Source organism: Saccharicrinis sp. GN24d3 (genome assembly GCF_052400645.1).
Lineage (GTDB): Bacteria > Bacteroidota > Bacteroidia > Bacteroidales > Marinilabiliaceae > Saccharicrinis.
Genome location: NZ_JBQTGI010000013.1, coordinates 179,348 through 195,330 on the forward strand (window position 1 = coordinate 179,348; position 15,983 = coordinate 195,330).

Here is a 15,983-nt window from a genome sequence, read left to right on the forward strand (position 1 = left end):
CTGTGGAATTAGCAGCACTCTGAACTGGACTAGACCGAACAGTAGATTCTGTCACTCCAGTTAGCGCGGATATTCATCCGTGCAATAACCACCATGTAAATCTAATAAAATCTATCAAACCATAAGCTGCTTCTCTTTACACTACAGCTAAGGATTTGCAATCCGCATATTAAATAGTTTACCCCAGTTAGCGCGGATATTCAGCCGTGGCGCTTAATTTGCATATCCGAGCTAGCAGGGTAACGGCCGTCTTTATTGATTTACATATCCGAGCCTACTGTCATCCAATCATCAATACTCAATGTATCATACTTAATCGGCAAAAAGCTTAGGTTTTTTGGAAGTATATCGTTAAAAATCTTCATTTTTTTAATACCAATATTAAAAATAATAAAAGATTCTCCGTAAACCGTATCTGTTCCTGCCTTTGTCACTGTGTTATATACATATCCCTTTAGTTTTAAAGAATCCAACCGACTTTTTGTAGGGATAATGAAATCTTTTTTATAATTCCCATATAATCGCATGTTGTGACCAATACTGTCATTAGAAGAGATTTTCAAGTCAACATACATTTTCGTATCATCTACAATTTGCGGATAGTATTGTATCCTTAATTTAACAAATTGGTCATCATGATTTAATTCTTCCAACAATCCAATTAAACAGAAATTAGAATCTTTCATATCTATATTTCCATTGTCATCGTATGTAATAATCTGATTAATTCTGGACATTTTAGGATTTTCTCCTGGCCCATATACTATTATCTGTAGTAAACTACCATCGTTTTTATATACTTCTACTTTCCCTATTAACCTTCCGTCTATATAGCATCCTTTCTCGGAAATATTCCCATTGTTAAAATAAACAAAGTACTTTCCATGTTTTTTTCCATTTATATAATGATAGACACTATCAACTTTATTGTTAGAAAAGGTTCTGTATTTACCATGAAGTAAACCGCTAGAATTATAAGTAGCCACATGTAATGTGTCATTATTTTCATCCAAATATACTTCTACATTTTCATTCGTTTTAGTGTTGGAACACTGAGCGAATATCAGTACCAACACCATTAAATAAAATAATATTCTCATAACAATCAATTTAATACTGTGCATCCAGTTAGCGCGGATATTCATCCGTGCAATAACCACCATGTAAATCTAATAAAATCTATCAAACCATAAGCTGCTTGTCTTTACACTACAGCTAAGGATTTGCAATCCGCATATTAAATAGTTTATCATAATCGGGTTGCAAACCCTTACAACATAAAACAAGCGCCACATTTTTTACCATGTGGCGCTTGTTGTTTTTATGCTCTTGACGCTTATTGTACTGAATACAATTCAGCGCCAACGGCGGGGCATAATTTACATATCTGAACGAGCTGGTTGTTTTATCTCACTCTTTACAAAAATGCGATTCCATTACTCAACCTTTTCCAGCTTCCCCATAATAAAAAATTCAACCTTAGAGGTATCTCCTTTTTCATCAAAGTAAAGCCACTTACCATCTTTCACCGCTAAGGATTTGAAATCCGAACTTGAAAACATATTTTAGAACCAGAATACAATTCCTACCAAACACAACAAAGAGCCACAACCTTTTAAAGTTGTAGCTCTTTATTATTTACAGTTTGCATATTGCACGGTTTGCAAAACCGCGCTAACAGCCGTCTTTAGTGATTTACATATCCGAGCCTACTAGGGTCTAAGATCCGCGCCTACGGGATTACATATCCGAGCCTACTGGGGAATATCACAGAGATGTTGATAAATTCAGAAAACGCACAAAACCTAAGGTGTTGAAAAACAACAGGAACATAATAAGTGAGTTTTCTTAACTTAATGACATTGATCGTGCGATAGCGGGGTGCTCGACGGTTTTATTAAGTCTGTGAAACTTATAAATATTGCTGCTTTGTAAGCAACTTGCAAAATACCACATAAACAAAAAGCAGCACTTATTTCTGACCGGGTTGCAAACCCTTACAATACAAAACAAGCGCCACAGTTCTTATAATGTGGCGCTTGTTGTTTTATGCTCATGCTGCTTTTTGCATGGTTTACAAAACCGCGCTAACAACCGTCTTTATTGATTAACATATCCGAGCCTACTGGATAATAGCCTTACTATTGTAAATCCGTTTAAATAAACAAGTACAATATATAAAAACGAAACCCGGTCGATGCCGGGTTTCGTTTTTTAAATATTATTTCTAACCATATAGGCTAATCCAATGGTTGTTATTATTGTCAATATCATATATACAATAATCGTAATGTCTAATATTCTTTTATGATTAGTTTTAAGTTGCTTTATCTTTTCAAGTAGCATCGATGCTTTCTTATGAAAATAAATCCAGTTAAGCCCTAAAATGATTGTAATAATAGCTATTCCAATAATTTTGTCTTGTTGCACAATTAAATCCTTCCGCTGTAAAATAATGTAAAAAATAAAATCATTAATAAACTTTACATTAAAGACTTGGAAGAAGGTAACACCAATAACTGCACTAAATACCGGATAACTATTGTTCTTAACAACAGTATTATCCCACCAATAAACTCGATAAAACAAATATCTAAATAAACCTACCATATTCTATTTCCATGTACAGCATTAAAATACCAGTTACTTTCAACTATTGATTTTCCCAAGGATGTTCCAATACTCCAAGCTCCTAAATAAGGATGCTTAGTTAGCCCCATAGCATCAGTACCCCCAACATATGCAGCGCCAAAATTACTAAGCTTTCCACTTTCATATTCTTGAACGGTATTATATGCACCATATACCCCTATTAACCTACCTGCTACACCCAATCTTGCTGACCATTTTTTTGCAGCCCCTTTACTATTTGCAATAGACTTTGAAGACTGATATTGATTTCCAAAATAATTATTACTATAGGATTTCATATTAGTAAGATTAAGCCAAGTCTTAGAATTTGAAAGAAATGAAGATGCTTGTCCAGCAGCATAGCCTGTTAAAGAAAGTCCAGGGAAATTTCCGTCTCTTTGTGCCCAACTTCTTTCCCTGTAATACTTATAACTATAAAAACTATACTTCCCTACAAAATTATTATGATTTTGTGCAAATGAACTATAATTAGAAACCTCATTACGCATACGGTTCATTTGATATCCTGGTACTTCCCAATTACCTTGCCCATCACCATAAGCCGTAGCCTCTGAAAGCAGAACACTACCATTACTCAGTTTACCCCCAGAGCCATTAAACTCTTCTGTAATAAACTGGTCTACTTGTGCGATAGAAGCGTCTCCTGTTCCAAAAGTGGTTCCTTTTGTCCTTGCTGTGGTTGTAAAAGAAGGGTTTCTGCTGCATCCAGGATATTATTCTTGATTTCATTCAGTTTTTGATAAGATACCCTTGGTGCGATAAAACCTAACGCTTCTTCAAGGCTGGCAAGAGCCTGTTCGGTATAGACAAGCTTCATTAATGTCCGGTATTATCTATTCTTTGCTCTATTTCTTCGCGAGAAAAAACTCTTCCTAATTGGATATCTTTTTCTGATTTTAAGGCTCTACTTTCTAATTTTTCCTGTAAAACTTCCTCTTTACGAAGTTTCTCATAAAACTCATTAATAGTTCTTTCGTTTGCCCGGTGCAAATGACTGTGAATAAAATCTCTTTTCTCAACTACATTCATAACTTCTATTGTTTATATCCTTTACAAAGTTAACGATTAATATTCAGTTTTGGTTTTCGTTGAGTGGTGGTATTTATTTAGTTAAGCCTTAAAAATGGATTACCCTGTTGATAATCCAGTTAGCGCGGATATTCATCCGTGCAATAACCACCATGTAAATCTAATGAAACCTGGCAGTTAAAGAACTATAACAAATGAATTCGGGTATAAGGATTTGTAATCCTTCATTTTAAGCATAGGTAACCATCTGTTGCGATTCCAATATAACTTCTAACAAATAAGGCAACTCAGCATAATTACGGGCTGAGCTAAACAGATAATCTTCAGGATAGGCAACCATCATATCTTCAACCGGGTTTTGGTGGATATAATTCAATTTTTGGTCGAAGAACTTATTGCTGTATATAATCTCTGCGTGATTGCCATCTTGCCATAGTTTGTACTTTTGGTCACGTTTTAAGTCTATACAGTATTGTTTTAACAATGGCAGCAACCATTCTCTTCTGCTTTCTGGTTCGTCTTTAATTTGTTGCACAATCTTTTTACTTGTGTACTTTTTAAAATCTCTAAGTATATCACTTAACACAAAACCTTCAGCTGCGCTAACAATGGCATGTAAATGACTTGGCATTAGGCACCATCCATAAATTTCCAATCCTTTGTGTTTTTGACAATACTTTAACGAGTCAACAATTGCCATTTTATGGTTTTTACGAGTAAATACATCAATCCAACCTACCGTTGTCATTGTAATAAAGTAGGCTGACTGGTTATCAAATATTTTGTATTTGTCGGACATGGCTTAAGTTTTAAGGTTAATTTGTAGTATAAAAGTAAACATGTTAGCGACAATGTACAATCAGGGAAGTGAAACCATTAAGTTATTCGGAATACCCGTCTGCCGACAGGCAGGCAATTCTTAAGCTATAAAACAAAGAGCCACAACTTTTTATAATTGCAGCTCTTGTTGTTATTTACAACTTGCTTATTACACGGTTTGCAAAACCGCACTAACAGCCGTGGTGCTTAATTTACATATCCGAGCGAGCGGGGGCAGCATCCTTAAAGTGCTCGACGGTTTTATTAAGTCTGTGAAACTTATAAATATTGCTGCTTTGTAAGCAACTTGCAAAATACCACACAAACAAAAAGCTGCACTTATTTCTGACCGGGTTGCAAACCCTTACAATATAAAACAAGCGCCACAGTTCTTATAATGTGGCGCTTGTTGTTTTATGCTCATGCTGCTTTTTGCACGGTTTACAAAACCGCGCTAACAACCGTCTTTATTAATTTATATATACGAGCGAGCAGGATTAGTCATAATGCACCATGCAAAAATTTCCATGCCTTTTTTTCTTTGACAAAATTGCAGACTGTCAACTACAATATTTTTGTAATCGATTCTGGTAAATATCAATCAGTTGCCTGACTGGCATCAAGCCACTCAACAACAGCAAAACTAACAAAATATATACCCTCCGGGTTGTGGAATTTCCATGCTCGACTCATATTTGTATATTTTGAAAGCAATTATCAATATAAAACAAAAGCTGTACTATATTCTAATGCAGCCTTTGTTTTATGTAGCTAAATCACTATTTCACACGATGCAATCGTGCGACAGCGGGGGGAAGTGGACAAGTTAAAGCCCGACGAGAAGAAAATGGTTTTTACCTTTTTGGATGCCTTTATTACAAAAACTAAACTGCAAGCATTATTATAGTTTGCGTACTACCTTATAAAACAAAAAGCTGCACTTATTTCTAAATGCAGCTTTTGTACCAAATAGCTATATCTTTATGTTACACGATACAATCGTGCAACAGCGGGGGATTTGCATATCCGAGCTTACTGAATCTATACTCACCCGAAAAAATTAACTAATTATATATAATGCTATAATATTTGTAATAATAAATGGCATATTGTAACCTAAATGGTATAACATTGAAATATAAATCCCATACTTAACTCTCACTATTGTGAAAATAAACCCATTAATAAAGAATATTAAGAAAACTAAGCTATAATGGTGTTTTAAACTACTATATGAGAGTAATACATGCCAGACACTAAATAAAATAATTGATGAAAAAAAAATGATATTATAATACTTATTAAAAACATTATTAATCTTTTTTGTTTTACTTACCGTCATATACTTCAATCCAAAGTATATGATCAATGTAAAACAGAACACAATTAAATAGTATAATGCTAAATAGCAATCATATTCTGCAACAAAAGAATTATAAAAACTCAAAACAACTATCTCTGCAAGTAAAAATGAAATAGATATCAGCACATTTCTATATTTAAAGCTCCCAAGTATTAGCCTATATTTTAGTTCTTCTACGACGATACTTAATATTATCATTAAAAAAAACAACACATAAGTGCATGGCTCTTTCAGAACTTCTTTTGATACTCTAGGCATTAAATTATTATCAAAGAGCCAATAAAATATTTTAACAAGCAGATTAACCGCAATAATATTAAGTACTAATAGCAATATTAATTTACTGTAATTTTTTGATTTCTGCCTGTTGTTATATGTTATCGGTTCTTTAAATGCCGAATATATTTCATTTATACTAGTTAGCAATTGATTTAAGTTATTCATACTTTAATGGTCTTACTAAAGGTAAGTTTCTTGACGGCCACTGATCATATGTACCGAACAAACGGTCATTTGTTTTATCCATTGGAGTTTTCTCACCAGGACGTAACTCCATAGATGGATTAGTATTAATAGGAGAAGCTTCAGATACAAGATTAGGTAAAAACTTCATAAGCTGTCTTTTAAACCGCAACTCTTCTTGGCCTGCATTCCAATTTTCCCAATACTCTGCTGTTTCAAGCATTAATTCCATTATTTGCTGTACCTGCCTTCTAATTACTGGAATGTCATTCCCTAATTTAGACCATTCGTTAACAAGAGCCATCTCTTCATCAGTAAGAGGTATCCCATTTTCAACTTTTTGCAGAATTTCATCCATTTTATTAGAAGTAACAATCTCTTCTAATCGTTTTACAGCAGACATCAAGTCATTTATTTTCTTATTTCCTTCAACAATTAATTCATCTACTGTATCTATCTCATTATCCTCACCTTCATCTTCTTCATCTCCTTCTTCATCATCATTATCAACTTCATCGTTAGCTCCGAGTCCTAAATAATCAGTGTATCTAATTGGATTATTATATGCATAAAGGTATGGTGATTGTGAGTTGTATTTTCTCGCCCAAGGGTCTATGGTAGTAAACCTCCCCAAACTAGGATCATAAAACCGTGCCCCGTAATCGTACCAGTCCAAACTCACCCCTCCAAGATCGTCATCCTGGAGCTCTTTGCCGTTATAAAGATATTTGTTTTTCTGGTAATTTGTGGTACCTGTGTTAAAATTATTTTGGGCCATTACCATTCCAAAGGGGTAATAGCTGCTGGTCTGTACTATATCCACGGCACCGCCAAGGTCGCTTCCGCCAAAGGTAACACGTGTGTTTCCAAGGTGGTCTTTCAGGTTGTACTCAAAGTGCCAGTTGATACTACCACTTTCACCAACAGGTAGTGCTCTGCCTTCCTCGGTGGAGAAAAAACTGATTTTATCGTTGGTGTAAACCAGGTTAGCAATGTATTCTGTGGTGGTGTTGCTACCATCAATCCATTTAGCCAGTTTGTTACCGGCAGCATCATAATGATAACAAACTTTATCGCCTGATTCCGTATCTACCTGTTGTGGTAAATTCAATAGGTTATATTTCACCTCTCCCTTGGTACTTCCTGCGTTAAAAGTCATATTACCGTTGGCATCGTACTGGTAAGTACTAGTTGAAGCCACATAATCCGCTATTTCAGAAATATCTCCGGCTACTGCATCAGAAACATTCAACAAGCGGTTACTTTTATTGCTGTTTTCGTAAGTATAATCCAGGTCGTCGGCCAGGCTGCCATTATAATAACGTTTTAATTGTTTGATATTACCATTGGCATCATACTCGGGTACACTCATAGAGTATTTTCCTTTGTTGCTGCCCAATGAAGTTCCCTCGCCATATTTGGCAACCGTTAACCGGTTGATATCATCGTAATCGAAACCATACCCCCTGTTTTTAACATCATCGCCTTCTGTTCCCCAAACTATGGCCGAAATGTTACCATTATACTGTGGGCCGGCAGATACCCTGTCGGCATCTAAACCGTCCAGCTTATTGTAACTTAAACGCATACCAAACATGTCGCCATCTTCACTTAATTCGGGATCGTTGATGGAAGTCATCCAGCCTCGTATATTGTAGGTATAGTCCACTTGTTGTACAAAAGTTTTATCGGCAGAGCTTTCGGTTTCTTCGGAGTGCAGGTATTTTTCTACCAACTCGCCCAGTTCGTTATACTTGGACGCGTTTAGTACTATAGCATCCTGGTTGTTTACCTTACAAGTGGTTTCCAAGAGCCTTCCCGCATGGTCGTAGTCAAAGTTTTTGGTTACCGTTAGTAAATCATTTTTGCTCCCATCCATATGTTCTTGTATGGTTTCCAGTACCTGGTAGGTAATAGGCTCGTATTTTTTATGTAGTACATCATATCCTCCACGATGGTTTTTGGAGATGGTTTTAATTACATTACCATACTTATCGAAATATGAAGCTGTTGCCAATATTTTATTGTCCAATATCAGGTCGGATCCGGTTACTTCCAGTGCTTTCACCATGGTTCCGGTGGCTACACCTTTGGTTTTGTCCGATTCTGCGGCATATGCAGAGCCAGGTGAAGGATGGTCTTCAAAATCCAGTTCCCCAAAACCGCTTAGTTGGGTAAAATCATAATTATCATACCAGGTAACGGTAAGAATATCTTCAGCTTCCACGTTACAAGATGAAGGATAACTATCATCGTAAGTATAACCATAAGTGGAAGCATGTGATGTTCCTTTGTAGCTTTCGTACATAGTTTCTGTATAGTCCTTAAAATCGTCGTTGATTCCATTGGTTACATCCAAATCCTTGGTGGCAACAAGCGTACCCGTCATCACCGGACGGTTTAAGGCATCGTACTTGGTAAAAAAATATTTCCTGGAATTCTCTTCCCGCATATTGCCATCCTGCGTTAATACCAGTCGGTCGCGTTTATCGTAAACCATATAAACGACATCTGCGCCCGGAATCTTTTTGCTGACCATACGCTTGCGGCCATCGTAGGTATATTTGTAGCAAAGGTCTTCGTCTGCCGGGGAATCGGCCAAAGGAGGTACAACCGTACGCAGCAGTCCAAAATCATCGTAGATATAATAGGTCTGTAAAGTTTCGCTATCGTTTACCGATTCCTTTAATACAACCTGCCCCAGCTTGTCTTTATATTCACGGCTTAGGTTACCGTTTTCGTCGGTGGTTTCGGTGATGTACAAAGAGTTGTCAGGATAAGTAAATGGAGTCCCAGCTTCATCCCAAGAGGATATTTCATTATCACTGGTATTTGTGGTATAGTTAAAACTAACCTTGGCTTCGGCATCTTTCCATGCTTTACCCGCTCCCAGTTGACTATTTACACGGTTTAAAGGAGAGTTTTCGAAATCGGTAAAAGAAAAAGGTCTGGTATCTGTTTCTTTTCCTGCAACAACTCCACTTGTTCCATCATAAAATCCTAAACAATCCTGTACTGCATTATCTATAAATCCTCCGTCACTATTCTTTCCCACAAAAGGAAGATATTTTGTTGCTTCCCTGCCAAAATCATCATAGACTATGGGCTGTATAATGTCCTTTCCTAATGGTGAAGCACCTACCTGTATAGTTTGCATGGGCCTGCCCAGTCCATCGAAATACTGTACCTGTTCCAGGTGTTTATAGCTGTCCGTCGGCATGGTTTCATGCACCTCCCTAAAGGTGATACTGCGTACATAGTTCTTCCCGGAAGTGGGTTGTGCCTCGGCAGTTGCCCCAATTTCTGCTGCTTCTGCCATGGATGGTGTATTGTCTACCGCATTGGCATCGATATAAGCATGGAAATCGGAACCCGCCACGGCATGGAATCCGGGCAGGAGGCGGATACTGTTGGTAGCGGTTACTTCCGCCTTTCCGGTAACGATGTCGTTGATCTCGACGTTTTCCTGTGCGGAAAGTCTTCCTGTTATTAACAGGGTTAGTAGTACGAGTATGCTTAGTGTTTTGTTATGCATAGCTTATTTTAGTTTAAATCGTTCTTCGTGAGGTAGACATCATAATATTGTAATTTCATTATTTGTTCTTTTTGCTTGGATCAAAAAGAATCAAAAAATCAAGTCAGATAGAAGCTTCCCCCCGCTCTTGTCCTTTGTTTCATTACATGCACCATGTAGGTCAAGCCCCATGGTGTGTTTTGATAACAAAGGACAATTCACACCGTCGCATGGCTCGCCTATCTGACAGGCCAACACACGAAGAACCAGGCACAGGGGAAAGCCTAATGTTTTCATTTAACTAACTTTTTAATTGACCAGTATCCATTGACCAATAATCAATTTTTTACAAACTTTTTTGCGATATGCTTGCCGTTGCTGATTATCTTGAAATAATATGCGCCCGCACTAAACCTGTCCATGTCGGCTTTCATCTGCTGGCCGGGCTGGTAGCGCCCAATATTTTGATGGAATATTACCTTTCCGGAGGCATCCAGTATATCTATTTCCATTTTGACTTCCGCATTGGTTTCGAAGGTCCAGTAAAAATGTGATTTAACCGGGTTAGGGAAGATGGTGATCAGCCGTTCACCACCTCCCAGGTCGGCATATTCAGGGTCTTGGTAGAACTCTATGTCGATATCGTCGCTCCACCTGCAGCCCAACGAGTCGGCAACAGTGAGCTCGTATTTTTTGTGTCCCGGCGTATCATCGTCGCTATAAACCAATATGTTCTGCACTATGCTGCCGTCCTGCCACTCGTAGGCATAAAAGTTGTCAGGACCAAGTAGTTCCAGTTGGGCATTAGTCAGTATGGCGGTGTCCGTGCCCAGAGAGAACTCGAAAGCGGGAATTTCTTCTATATTCACGGAATCGGTAATAACACAGCCCCGCTTGTCCACCATGCTAACATGGTAGGTTCCGGGCATGGAGACCGTCATCACGCTGGCATCGAACAAGGTGTCGTTCCACACTATGTTTTGATAACCCTTGTCAACATACAGGTGGGCTTGGGAACCCTTGCACAGGTATCCTGGCGACTGTATGGCATTATCCACAGGTGGACAGTTAAAATACCTGGCCACAAAGATATCCTCGTCGCCCAGGGAGGTGATTTCGTCGGGACCCGCTTGCATACTCCCCTTGAAACTGCCCATCAGGTACAGGTTTCCCTTACTGTCTAGCTCACCACCTTTGGCCATATTGCCTCCCTCACCTTTGAGCATATCAGCCCAGGTTACTGCACCCGAAGTATCATATTGGGCAATAAAGGTGTTGGCCAGATGTCCCTTGGTTTTAATGACTGTAGTATCCAATACCAAAGAATCGTTGAAGCTACCCGCTATCATGGCCCCGCCCAGCTTGTTTAGCTTAAGGTGGTTGATGCGGTCGGAATATTGTCCGCCAAAAGTTTTTAACCATAATACATTACCCGAGGTATCGGCCCTGGCCACAAAAAAATCGGTAAGGCCGTTTGTTTCGTACTGCAACGTGTCCACTAATAAGTTGTGGTTAAAATTACCGCTCAATAGCAGGTTATTCTGTTTATCCGTTGCCAAGCCTGTAATTTCGGCATACGAAGGACTGGTGTAGGTTTTTGCCCATTGGGCCGTCAGGGTGCTGTCGGCTTGCAGCACAAAGCTGTTGCCCGTTTGCTTTTTGCCCTTGGCGGCAATCACTGTTTCATCAGCACTTAATTCCTGCTCGTTATTGCCCGAAAGATAAATATTGCCCAAGCTATCGGTACTCAAGGCGGTTAGTTTTTCTGTCCCTTTACCGCCATATCGTTTTACCTTGTCCAACTTTCCTTCAGGGGTCAGGCGGAGCACAAAAATGTCGTTGTGCCCCTTGCTGATGATATCGCCGTTTTCGCATACCAGGCTGTCGGAGAATACACCACCCAGGATAATGTTACCATGCTTGTCGGTATCCAGCAGGTAGCCTGATGCGGCGCCGGAATAAGGCAGGGTATACACCCAGTCGCTTTTGCCCCTTTTGTTAATGCGGGATACAAAAAGCTGCTTGCCCGCGTATTCCAGTTTTTGCTTGCCGAACTTCATCTCGCCCTCCAGCATACCTGCTATATACATGTCGTTATTGGGGGCGGCTTTAATGGCCGTTATTTTATCTGCCTTTTCGCCCCCGGCCTGCCACAGCCATTGCAGTTTGCCCTTGTCGTTAAAGCGGGCCACGTAAACGTCGCGGTTGCCCTCGCTCTTTAGGCCTTTTCTGCCGCCCTGTAAAGTCTCTGTAAAGCCCCCGGCAATGTAAATATTATCTTTTGAGTCGATGGCTATGCCATTAGGGAAGTCCCAGCCAGGGCCGCCCAGTTGTTCCATCCAGTGCCATATTTTTTGGGTATCCTGGGCATGCCCTATATTACACAGGAATACAACAATTACTAGTATTATTTTCGATTTTTGCATAGCTAGTCTATTTTTATACCTTTTAACTCAATTGTATTATTACCCATAATAGGAGTACTGTCTATCTTTAGTATGGCATTAAGTTCTCCTGCACTCATGTTTCTCATAAACTTTAGCGTAATATTATGAGTCTCTCCTGGTGGGATATATACATTGGATGTTATTTCATTTTCAACACTAAATGAATTCCAAGTATCATTATCAATAGATATCCAGGTTAAGGTAACACCAACATTATTGGCATTGTACAGTTGTATGGTTTTATATGTATCTTCGTTGCTCGGAGAAGAGCCAAAACCTATCGCTCCAGTTATTTCAATGCTATCGTCATAGAATTTGAAAACAGGATTGGTACCTTCTGAATCTATACCTTCTCCGCTTACAGAAATGATAGTTGGGCCAACGGCGTTGTCAGAAACAATTTCTATATCCTCGGCATAATACCCCCCATAAATATCGGGCTCAAAGAATACCTTCATCGTAACTGGAGCATCTTTTGAAATATAACTATTCGGAATTTCTACCCTGAAGCCGGGAAGACAATTAATTTCGGTTATTTCAACTGGTTCTGTGGTGTACTGACCAACTGTGGTGTTTGTTATTATAACTTCCCGCACAACTGAACCTCCTGCCGCTGTTACTCCAAAATCAATTACAGTAGGATTAACGCCATACGTAAGTGGTTCTATTAAAGTTTGACCTCCTCCGCAATCAGTACATCCTGTATAGGCAGGTGGTACAATAGGAATGTAAGTACCTGATGGAGCATAGTTATATTCATTTCTAGAAACAATATTACCCTCATTATCTTTTATAACCTCAAGTTTATTATCTGTATTGTAACTGTAAAAAACAGCTTTACCGTTAGGGTCAGTTTTTGATGTTATACCAACTGAAGGTTTATAAGTGTATGTCCAAAATTCCGTAGTCTTAAACGAGGATAAGCTAGCACGTATACTTTCATTATAGCTAGCCCATGTTTGCTGCTGAACGGTATTATTTGCTATGTTATCCATATTGGCCAGATTAGATTCTAAGTCACTTAATGCATTTGCCAATAATACTTCAACATTTGCAGGTGGATTTACAATTTTTATTACTGGATATGTTTGGTTGTATCCCCAAATATAATTTGTACTAACATCATTGTACTTCTGATAACTTAATACATTACCCTTGTCGTCGTATTCATTAAATAGGAATTGGGTTTCAAAATCTGAAACCCCAATACTTGTTTTTATTTCTTGGGGTTCCAGAATAAAATTGTTGGTATCCCCAAAGTTTTTAAATCCAACTAGGTTTTTCTCCAGTACTGTACCATTTTTCTTTGTTATTTTTTCCACAAGAGGAGTCACTCTGTTTTTTTTTGCCAAAAGAGTTACTGCATTCTGTTGTTCAATAGACAATTCATTTATATCTGGTATAACATCTCCAACAGGATAGTAATAATGTTCTGTAATCATTTCACCGGAACTATTCAAGATACTTTTTGATGAAATGTTATATGGATTATTTTGATCATAAGTATAATTGGTAACAGTTTGTATAGCATCCGTACCAAAAAAATCCGTTTGAACAGTTTTCGATACCTTAAATTCATTTAAAATGATACTATATGAAGAAGACATTAATAGATCAAATCCTCCAGTTAAATAGGTATTTCTATAATTTGTTATTGCACCATCAACATATCCTATACCCTTCGTAGAAACCATGATTCCCGATATTGGTTCCTGGCGAATATTAATATATTCATTCTCTACTATTTGAAGGGTGTCGTTATTGGAGTCATATGTGTACTTATATTTTAATCTAGGACTTACTCCAATGTTTTGCATAGTTTCTGCAAATTTCTCATATGATCCGTCCTCATAATTATTTGTACTCCCAGGCAGGTAATAATCACCTGATCCATAATCACTATACACATTAGGAGAGTAATCATATTGATAAATAACCTTTCCTTGGTTATTATTGAAATACTCAGTTACTTCATCATACCATATTTGAGGCTCAGAAATAGGCCCTCTGGGACTTTGCAAAATTTTCCTTTCTCGATAGTTGGATATTGAAGCTACGGACGGATGAATATCAACATGTCTTAACTGTCTTAGGTAAGATTTGATAAATCCTTTTTCTTCCTTATATAAAGGATATGTTAAATTTCCAATACCAGATTCACCTTTTCCATACTTGTATGATTTACTCATTGTAGTATTACTTTCTGGATCATAAGTGTCTATTTGACTTACTCTCAAACCCAAACCACACTGAGTACCTTTCCCAATTACATTGTACGAGTGTAACTCATAGCTAAAATTAGATTGCCCGCCAGTTGGATAAATAATTGATCTTAGTATGCGGGATTGACTTTTTAATGGATCGAAAGTTTTGTCTGCATCTCCTACAATCAATGGTGTTCCCATTCTTTTTAATGCACCATTCACTACTATTGGAGTTAGCCAAATATTTGGGTGCGTACTTGCATTTTGGTTGCCGTTAAAGAGGCCAATATGATCAACTTGGGTATGGTCACTAAGCTCAACCTGCTGTTGGTCATAACTAAATTCATAATCACCTTGTCCTGTTATAGATATTCTTGTTAGTTGATTATTATTCCTTTCAAAAGAAACCACATTATATGCATCTCCATTTTGATTTTTAAAAACAATTGAGTCTAATTCATCTGAATAATTGCCTAACATTCGGGTTTTGTAATAAAATGATATATTCTCACCAGAACTAAAATTAACCTTACTTATAGTTCTAGTATCATAACTTACTTCCCAATGAGAATATTCCTCAGTATCATAATAATAAGAAGGATTACCTAAGGCTAACCATTTACCAATTAAAATGTCGGAAAAATTATTCTGAATGATAAACATCATCATTCAATGAACAGCCTCCAACTAGACTTGCAGTTCTATTCGCATTAGTAATAGAATAGTTCAAAGTTATTGACTGGCCTTCAGGAGTAACTATCTCTTTTAAAAACCAGCTGCATACATCAAACCGACCACTTCCCTGTCGTTCTATATATAAATTATCATTAACATCTTCCGAATCACCAAATATATATTTCCTTCCTTCTTCATCAATAATCTCAAAAGATGTAAAGTATCTATTATTTGAAGAATTTATAGCATTAATTGTTAAAGGACGTTGAGGAGACATTAAAGCATTAAGAACACCATTATCCCATTTTAAAATAAATGAAGTATTAACTCCTGGTAGATGAACACTAAAAATATCATATTGTCCATCACAAGTAATTGCTCCACTAAATAAGTCATCTGAAGCCCCACTTACTATACCTAAGTTATATTTATTCTCAAAGGTTGGGGTATAATTATTAATAGCTTCTGTAGAATAAATATCGTCGGGATTTCCCATTATTGTTCTTGTTATTTTAAACCCTGGAAATAATGACCACCCTAAACCTATAACCCCTTGACTTTCGTTTACTTTTATACCTGATGCATGATAACTAAGGTTAAATGGTATGCGAATACCACATGCTTCCATTGCATGTAACGGGATATTTATTTCTGGTAGGCCCGTAGCATGAGATACCGGATATCCCAAATATTTTTGAAATTGGGCTGAGACCGGATCAGGAGGTATAACATTGGATGCATTTTTATAGTAATCTTCTTGAGAATATATATAATTGCTCGTTACTAATACTATTATTAAAACAAGTTTGAATTTCATT

Annotated in this window: 12 protein-coding genes; all 12 read right to left on the reverse strand. The window is 37.6% G+C overall.

The features are described 5' to 3' along the window. Positions 1 to 260 precede the first annotated feature (260 nt). Positions 261 to 1,100 (reverse strand): toxin-antitoxin system YwqK family antitoxin, encoded by an 840-nt coding sequence (locus ACT29I_RS16510; RefSeq protein ID WP_444793945.1) that lies wholly within the window; start codon positions 1,098 to 1,100, stop codon positions 261 to 263. 336 nt (positions 1,101 to 1,436) lie between these two features. Then, a complete protein-coding gene (locus ACT29I_RS16515) occupies positions 1,437 to 1,562 on the reverse strand; it encodes a hypothetical protein (RefSeq protein ID WP_444793946.1) in 126 nt (41 codons plus the stop codon). 652 nt (positions 1,563 to 2,214) lie between these two features. Next, positions 2,215 to 2,610: a hypothetical protein gene (locus tag ACT29I_RS16520; protein WP_444793947.1), complete on the reverse strand. Its 396-nt coding sequence runs from the start codon at positions 2,608 to 2,610 to the stop codon at positions 2,215 to 2,217. Further along, positions 2,604 to 3,140, reverse strand: a complete 537-nt coding sequence (locus ACT29I_RS16525; protein ID WP_444793948.1) for a hypothetical protein — start codon at positions 3,138 to 3,140, stop codon at positions 2,604 to 2,606. The genes ACT29I_RS16520 and ACT29I_RS16525 overlap by 7 nt, the downstream gene beginning before the upstream one ends. Positions 3,141 to 3,271: 131 nt before the next feature. Beyond that, positions 3,272 to 3,469, reverse strand: coding sequence for a hypothetical protein (locus tag ACT29I_RS16530; RefSeq protein ID WP_444793949.1), 198 nt, complete (start codon positions 3,467 to 3,469; stop codon positions 3,272 to 3,274). Further along, entirely contained in the window at positions 3,469 to 3,681 is a 213-nt protein-coding gene (locus tag ACT29I_RS16535; RefSeq protein WP_430932672.1) for a hypothetical protein, read from the reverse strand. Before ACT29I_RS16535 ends, ACT29I_RS16530 begins: the two co-directional genes overlap by 1 nt. Before the next feature lie 229 nt (positions 3,682 to 3,910). Then, entirely contained in the window at positions 3,911 to 4,480 is a 570-nt protein-coding gene (locus ACT29I_RS16540; protein ID WP_430932671.1) for an REP-associated tyrosine transposase, read from the reverse strand. Positions 4,481 to 6,299: 1,819 nt separating this feature from the next. After that, a complete protein-coding gene (locus ACT29I_RS16545) occupies positions 6,300 to 9,860 on the reverse strand; it encodes a DUF6443 domain-containing protein (RefSeq protein ID WP_444793950.1) in 3,561 nt (1,186 codons plus the stop codon). 90 nt (positions 9,861 to 9,950) lie between these two features. Beyond that, positions 9,951 to 10,136, reverse strand: a complete 186-nt coding sequence (locus ACT29I_RS16550) for a hypothetical protein (protein ID WP_430936512.1) — start codon at positions 10,134 to 10,136, stop codon at positions 9,951 to 9,953. A 41-nt stretch (positions 10,137 to 10,177) separates the two neighbouring features. Further along, complete coding sequence (locus ACT29I_RS16555) at positions 10,178 to 12,265, reverse strand: SBBP repeat-containing protein (protein WP_444793951.1); 2,088 nt, start codon at positions 12,263 to 12,265, stop codon at positions 10,178 to 10,180. A gap of 2 nt (positions 12,266 to 12,267) precedes the next feature. Then, a complete protein-coding gene (locus tag ACT29I_RS16560; RefSeq protein ID WP_444793952.1) occupies positions 12,268 to 15,159 on the reverse strand; it encodes a hypothetical protein in 2,892 nt (963 codons plus the stop codon). Further along, the gene (locus tag ACT29I_RS16565) at positions 15,134 to 15,982 is read right to left on the reverse strand and encodes a hypothetical protein (RefSeq protein WP_444793953.1); all 849 of its coding nucleotides are present in this window, start codon (positions 15,980 to 15,982) and stop codon (positions 15,134 to 15,136) included. Before ACT29I_RS16565 ends, ACT29I_RS16560 begins: the two co-directional genes overlap by 26 nt. Between the last annotated feature and the right edge of the window lies 1 nt (position 15,983).